This is a genomic window from Pseudomonas juntendi (genome assembly GCF_009932375.1).
Lineage (GTDB): Bacteria > Pseudomonadota > Gammaproteobacteria > Pseudomonadales > Pseudomonadaceae > Aquipseudomonas > Aquipseudomonas juntendi.
The window spans coordinates 41,281-48,399 of the sequence record NZ_BLJG01000115.1; the positions used below are offsets into that span (position 1 = coordinate 41,281).

The following is a 7,119-nucleotide window of genomic DNA, read 5'->3' on the forward strand; positions in this document are numbered from 1 at the left end:
GCGAGGGCAGTAAGATGCACAGGCATGGCGCACACTTGCTGGACGCCACGTCGGCGCGCTTCGCCCTCTGGGCACCCGATGCGCGCAGCGTGAGCGTGGAACTGGAGCAGCAGCCGGCTATCGCCCTGCAGCCCGATGAAGACGGTTGGTTCAGCGGCGTGGCGCCCTGCCGGGCCGGCGACCGTTACCACTTTCGAATTGATGATGAACTGCAGGTGGCCGACCCGGCGTCGCGCTACCAGCCCACTGGCGTGCACGGCCCCAGCCAGGTGGTGGATGTGGCCAGCTACCCCTGGCAGCACCCGTGGTTAGGCCGCCCCTGGCACGAGGCGGTCATTCAGGAGCTGCACGTAGGCCTGCTCGATGGCTACCAGGGCGTAGCCCGGCAACTGCCGAAGCTGGCCGCGCTAGGTATCAGCGCAATAGAGCTGATGCCCCTGGGGCAGTTCCCGGGCGAGCGCAACTGGGGATACGACGGTGTATTGCCCTACGCCCCGCAGCACACCTACGGCAGCCCTGAGCAACTGTGCGCGCTGGTCGACCAGGCCCATGGTGAAAAGCTGATGGTACTGGTGGACGTGGTGTACAACCACTTCGGCCCCGACGGCAATTACCTGCACCAGTATGCCAGCCCGTTCTTCCGGGAAGACCGGCAGACGCCCTGGGGCGCGGCCATCGACTTCCGCCGCCCGCAGGTGCGCGAATACTTTATCCAGAACGCACTGATGTGGCTGTGCGACTACCGCTGCGACGGCCTGCGCCTGGATGCCGTACATGCCATCGACCAGCCCGATTTTCTGGTGGAACTGGCCGAGCGCGTGCGTGCCGCAGTGGAGCCCGGGCGCCACGTGTGGCTGGTGCTGGAGAACGAGCACAACCAGGCCACCCTGTTGCAACAGGGTTTCGACGCGCAGTGGAACGATGACGGCCACAACGCCCTGCATGTGCTGCTCACCGGCGAGACCGAAGGCTATTATGCCGACTACAAGGACCGCCCCATCGACCAGCTGGCACGCTGCCTGGCCGAAGGCTTCGTGTTCCAGGGCCAGGCCAACCGCCACGGAACGCCGCGCGGCGAACCCAGTGCGCATCTGCCACCCAGTGCCTTCGTACTGTTCTTGCAGAACCACGATCAGGTGGGCAACCGCGCACTGGGCGAGCGCCTGACCCGCCTGTGCCCACCGCCGGCGCTGCGCGCTGCCACCACCTTGCTCCTGATGGCACCGATGATCCCCTTGCTGTTCATGGGTGACGAAGAAGGCAGTTGCCAGCCCTTCCTGTTCTTTACCGACTTCCACGACGAACTGGCCGATGCAGTGCGCGAAGGCCGCCGTGGCGAGTTCGCCCATTTCAAGGCCTTCGCTGACCCCGAGCAGCGCGAGCACATTCCCGATCCCAACGCCGAACAGACCTATGCCGCATCGCGCCCTTACAGCAAGCAGGTGCTGGCCGGCTGGCACGGCCTGTATCAGCAGTTGCTCGACCTGCGCCGCCACCATGTGGTACCGCACCTGCCTGGCAGCTGTGCGCTGGGCGCCGAGGTGCACGGTGACAAGGCAGTCACCGCACGCTGGCGGCTGGGCAATGGCAACACCTTGCGCATCGACCTGAACCTGGCCGACAGCCCGCAGCCGGTCGAGCTGCCGCCACCGCCCTTGCGGTTGTTCGACAGCGGCGATGCTCGCCACCCCGACAGCCAACTGGCGGCGTACAGCTGCGTGGTCAGCCTGCTTCCCCCTGCCCAGGAGCGCCCATGAGCGAAACCGCCCTGCACCGCTTGGCGAGCCGCGTCGGGCTTAGCCGCGACTGGATCGACGCCAATGACCGCCCTCAGCGCGTGAGCGACCACGTGCTGCGCAACCTGCTCGAAAGCCTGGGCCACCCGGCCGGCGACGATGCGGCAATCGCCGCAAGCCTGCAGGCCTTGGAGACCGCTGACGACAGTGAGCACCTACCGCCCTTGTTGACGGCCGACCAGGGCCAGCCGCTGGACCTGTCGCGCTATTTCAGCGCGGCCAGGGTCGCCCGTTGCACCCTCGAGGACAGCGCCACGCGTGTGCTGGAACTTGACCGGCAGGCCCGCCTGCCCGGTGAACTGCCTGTCGGCTACCACCAGGTCGAAATCGACAGCCGCCGTTTCACGGTGGCCGTAGCGCCGCCCCGTTGCCATAGCCTTGAAGACAGCCTTGAGCACAGCGCGCAGCAAACACCCGCGCGCTGCTGGGGGCTGGCGGTTCAGCTGTACAGCCTGCGCCGCCCTGGCGACGGCGGTTATGGCGACTGCCTGGCCCTTGAACAACTGGCCCGCTCGGCCGCAGAGCGCGGCGCCGATGCCTTGGCCATCAGCCCGATTCATGCCCTGTCGGCCATCGACCAGGAACATTACAGCCCCTACTCGCCCTCCAGCCGCCTGCTGCTCAATACCTTGTACGCCAGCCCCGCCGCCCTGCTGGGTGAACGGGAAGTGCGCATGGCCATCGAAGCCTGCGGCCTGGAGCAACAGCTGGAAGACCTGCAGCAGCGCCCGCTGGTTGACTGGCCACGTGCCGCCAGCGCCCAGCTGCGTGTGCTGGAGGCGCTGTACCAGGGGTTCAGCCAAGGCAGCCACCCGCTGCGCGAGGACTTCGACAGCTTCCGCGAAGCCGCCGGTGAAGCGCTGGAGCATCACTGCCGCTTCGAAGTGCTGCAGGCCCATGCCGTGGAGCACGGCCTGGGCGCCGACTGGCGGCACTGGCCCACGCCCTGGCAAGACCCCTGTCACCCGCAAGTCCAGGCCATCGCCGAGGCCTACCCGGCCAAGGTGGAATTCCACGCGTTCTGCCAATGGCTCACCGAGCGTGGCCTGCAACGCGCCCACGAGGCCGCCCGCGGCAACGGCATGAGGGTGGGCCTGATCGCCGACCTGGCAGTTGGCGCCGACGGTGCCGGCAGCCAGGCCTGGAGCCGCCAGGACGAATTGCTGTCGGGCCTGAATGTGGGCGCACCGCCCGACATTCTCAACCGGGCCGGACAGAACTGGGGCATTTGCGCCTTTTCGCCCGAAGGCCTCAAGCGCAACGGCTACCGCGCGTTCATCGAAATGTTGCGGGCCAACCTGGCGCATGCCGGCGGCCTGCGCATCGACCACGTCATGGGCCTGCGCCGGCTGTGGCTGATACCACAAGGTGCCGAGCCGAGCGAAGGTGCCTACCTCAACTACCCGCTGGAGGACCTGCTGCGGCTGCTGGCGCTGGAATCGCGCCGCCACCAGGCCATCATCCTTGGCGAAGACCTGGGCACGGTGCCCGCCGGCCTGCGCGAAGCCCTGGCCGAGAAAGCCGTGCTGGGCATGCGCGTGCTGCCTTTCGAGCAGCGCCAGCCTGGGCAGTTCACGCCGATACTGGACTGGCCCGACAACGCCCTGGCCACTACCGGTACACACGACCTGGCGCCCCTGGCCGGCTGGCTGAAAAACCGCGACATCGACTGGAGCCACCGCTTGCAACTCATTGACGCTGCCACCGAACTGCACTGGCGCCACGACCGCCAGAAACAACACGACGGCCTGCGCCGCACCTTGCAGGCCAACTATGGCGTGCTCAAGGACGATGACGCCGTGATCGATGCCGCCATCCGCTACGTGGGCCATACCCGGGCGCCCCTGGTGCTAATACCGCTGGAAGACCTGTTGGGCTGCGACGAGCAACCCAACCTGCCAGGCACCACCACCGGCCACCCCAACTGGCGCCGGCGCTTCGCCCGCCCGGTGCATGAACTGCTCAATGACGACGATGCCGCGCGGCGCCTGGAGCTGCTTGCCCAAGCCCGCGAACAAGCCTGGGAGCGTGACCGATGAAGCCCTTGAGCGCCACCTTGCGCCTGCAGTTCCACAGTGACTTCACCCTCGACCACGCCGTGCCGCTGGTGCCCTACTTCGCCCAACTGGGCATCAGCCACCTGTATGCCTCACCCATCCTCAAGGCCCGTGCCGGTTCACGCCACGGCTACGACGTGGTCGACCCGACCCAGGTCAACCCCGAGCTGGGCGGCGAGGCGGCGTTGCAGCGCCTGGTCGCGGCCTTGCGCCAGCATGGCATGGGGCTGATCCTCGACACCGTGTCCAACCACATGGCCGTAGGCGGCGCGGACAACCCGTGGTGGCAATGCCTGCTGGCCTGGGGCCGGCGTAGCCCGTACGCAGAATTCTTCGACATCCAGTGGCATTCCAGCGATCCGCTGTTGGCCGGGCAATTGCTGTTGCCGTTCCTGGGCAACGACTATGGCGTGTGCTTGAAAAACGGCGAACTTCCGCTGGAGTTCGACAAGGACCGAGGCGTGCTGCAAGTCGCCCACTACCAGCACCGTTTCCCGATTTGCCCGATCGACTACGGCTGGATCCTGGCCCTGAGCCCGGACCCCGCCTTGCAGGCCCTTGCAGAGCATTTCACGGCGCTGGGCGAAGCGGCCACACCATTGGCTGACGCCCTGCCCCTGCACGCCGAACTGGCGCGCCTGGTGCAGCAGGGTGCAGACCTCGAATCGGCCCTGGTGGCGTTCGACAGCCGTGCCGAAAGCGGCTTCAAGCGCCTGCACCTGCTGCTGGAGCGCCAGACTTACCGGCTGGCCAGCTGGCGCACCGCCGCCGACGACATCAACTGGCGGCGCTTCTTCGACATCAACGAACTGGGTGGCCTGCGGGTCGAGCGCGCGGTGGTGTTCGAGGCGACCCACGCCAAGCTCTTCGAGCTGATCGAACGCGGCCTGGTGGACGGCCTGCGCATTGACCATATCGACGGCCTGGCCGACCCGCGCGGCTATTGCCGCAAGCTGCGCCGGCGCGTCGACGGCCTGCTGGCCAGTCGGCCGCTGAACGCCGCGGTCGAACACTTCCCGATCTACGTGGAAAAGATTCTCGGCAGCGGCGAACACCTGCACCTCGACTGGCACACCGACGGCACCACTGGCTACGAGTTCATGAACCAGGTATCGCTGCTGCAGCACGACCCGGCCGGCGAGGCACCGCTGACCGAGTTGTGGGCCAACGTCAGCGAGCGCCCGGCCTTTGCTGAAGAAGTGCGCCAGGCGCGCCACCTGGTGCTCAACGCCAGCCTGGCAGGCGACTGCGAGTCGGTAGCCCAGGCGCTGTTGCAGGTCGCCCGCAACGACCTGATGACCCGCGACCTGACCTTGGGCGCCATCCGCCGTGCCTTGCAGGCGCTGGTGGCGCACTATCCGGTGTACCGCACCTACTTCAATGCTTGCGGGCGCCCGGCTGAAGACGAAGGGTTTTTCCAGCAAGCCCTGACCAATGCCCGCCAGGACCTGGCGGAAGCCGACTGGCCGTTGCTCGACCAACTGGAACAGTGGCTGGGTGGCCAAGGCTGGCGGCAATTGCCGCCGGGGCGCGCGCGCAAGCAGTTGCGCCATGCCTGCGTGCGCTTCCAGCAACTGACCGCACCCAGTGCCGCCAAGGCGGTGGAGGACACGGCCTTCTACCGCAGCGCGCGGCTGCTGTCGCGCAACGATGTGGGCTTCGAGGCCGAGCGCTTCAGTGCCCCGCTGGCACACTTCCACAACGAAGCGCAACGGCGCCTGCGCGACTTCCCCGACAACCTGCTGGCCACCGCCACCCATGACCACAAGCGTGGCGAAGACACACGCGCCCGCCTGGCCGTGCTCAGCGAGCGTGGGCCGTGGCTGGCCAGCCGCGTGGAGCACTGGCGCGAGCTGGCGGCGCCGCTGCGTGCGCCGCTGGAGGACGGCCTGGCGCCCAGCCCCGGCGACGAGCTGATGCTGTTGCAGACGCTGCTCGGCAGTTGGCCGCTGGACCTTGACCTGCACGACGCCAACGCCTTGCGCCAATACGCCGAACGCGTGCGCCAGTGGCAGCAGAAGGCCCTGCGCGAGGCCAAGCTGCGCAGCAGCTGGAACGCACCGAACGAAGCCTACGAGGCGGCCTGTGCCCGCTACCTGGACGGTTTGCTGCTGGGCAGTGAAAACCAGCAGTTGCGCCAATCGGTGGCCGATGCCGCACAACTGCTCGCCTGCCCCGGCGCCCTCAATGGCCTGGTGCAGGCCCTGCTGCGCATGACCACCCCGGGCGTGCCCGACCTGTACCAGGGCAACGAATACTGGGACCTGAGCCTGGTCGACCCGGACAACCGCCGCGCCGTGGACTACGCTTTGCGGCGTGCCACCCTGGAAAGCGCCACCCCCGTGGCCGAGCTGCTGTCGCACTGGCGCGATGGCCGCCTCAAGCAGGCCTTGGTCGCCCGTGTACTGGACTGCCGCCAGGCACATGCCGAGCTGTTCCGCCGCGGTGCCTACCTGCCGCTGACGGTACAGGGCCGGCATGCCGACAAGGTCATCGCCTTCGCCCGGCTGGGTGAAGGCGAACGCGCCATCGTCGTGGCCCCGCGCCTGGCCAGCAGCCTGCTCGGCAGCGCGCCAACACCGTTGATCCCGGCACAGAACTGGGACGACACCCGGCTGGTTTTACCGTTTGCCGTATCACCTGCCAATTCGACGGGACTTTTCCCATGCGCGGCGGTCAGCTCATCAAGGGAGCTGATGTTGAGCGCCGTGCTGGCGGAGTTTCCGGTCAACCTGTTGATCCAACAATCTTGAGCATCAGGAGCGTTTCGATGAGTGTCGATGAAAAGCGTATTCGCGAATTTGCCTACCAGATCTGGGAGTCAGAAGGTAAACCCGCCGGCCAAGAAGACCGCCACTGGGAAATGGCCCGCAAGCTGGCCGAGGCCGAGGCCCTGGCGCCAAAAGCCGCACCGCGCAAGCGGGCCCCTGCCAAACCCAAGTCGGCAGCCGAGCCCAAGCCGCCGGCCGAACCCAAGGTCGCGGCACTGCCGGGGGTAAAACCCGCGGCGGCGAAGAAACCACGGGCGGTCAAAAAGCCAACTGCCGGTTAAACCGGTTTCGGCCACTTCGCGGCCTGCCCGCCCCCCCATGATCGCCACACGGCTGGCGGTCGTGGTTGCTTCAGGGGACCGGGCGCCACCGAGAGGGCACCTGGGCAGCACTGCATCACTTCCATACCTGCAACCACGGCCATACGAGCACGGCCATGAGCCCCCGTACCCCCAAGAAAACCCCCTCGCTTGCCCCAACCCTCCTCCGCGAAGC

At 67.3% G+C, this 7,119-nt stretch carries 4 protein-coding genes; all 4 read left to right on the forward strand.

The window, feature by feature from the left end; translation table 11 throughout:
- Positions 1-14: 14 nt before the first annotated feature.
- The 4 genes from treZ to GYA94_RS16360 are packed head-to-tail and all read left to right on the forward strand — an operon-like array spanning position 15 to position 6,905.
- Complete coding sequence (gene treZ, locus GYA94_RS16345) at positions 15-1,757, forward strand: malto-oligosyltrehalose trehalohydrolase (protein WP_161892715.1); 1,743 nt, start codon at positions 15-17, stop codon at positions 1,755-1,757.
- Entirely contained in the window at positions 1,754-3,835 is a 2,082-nt protein-coding gene (gene malQ / locus GYA94_RS16350; RefSeq protein ID WP_161892716.1) for a 4-alpha-glucanotransferase, read from the forward strand. Before treZ ends, malQ begins: the two co-directional genes overlap by 4 nt.
- Positions 3,832-6,606: a malto-oligosyltrehalose synthase gene (locus GYA94_RS16355; protein ID WP_161892717.1), complete on the forward strand. Its 2,775-nt coding sequence runs from the start codon at positions 3,832-3,834 to the stop codon at positions 6,604-6,606. Before malQ ends, GYA94_RS16355 begins: the two co-directional genes overlap by 4 nt.
- 17 nt (positions 6,607-6,623) lie before the next feature.
- The gene (locus GYA94_RS16360) at positions 6,624-6,905 is read left to right on the forward strand and encodes a DUF2934 domain-containing protein (RefSeq protein WP_110676759.1); all 282 of its coding nucleotides are present in this window, start codon (positions 6,624-6,626) and stop codon (positions 6,903-6,905) included.
- Positions 6,906-7,119: the final 214 nt, after the last annotated feature.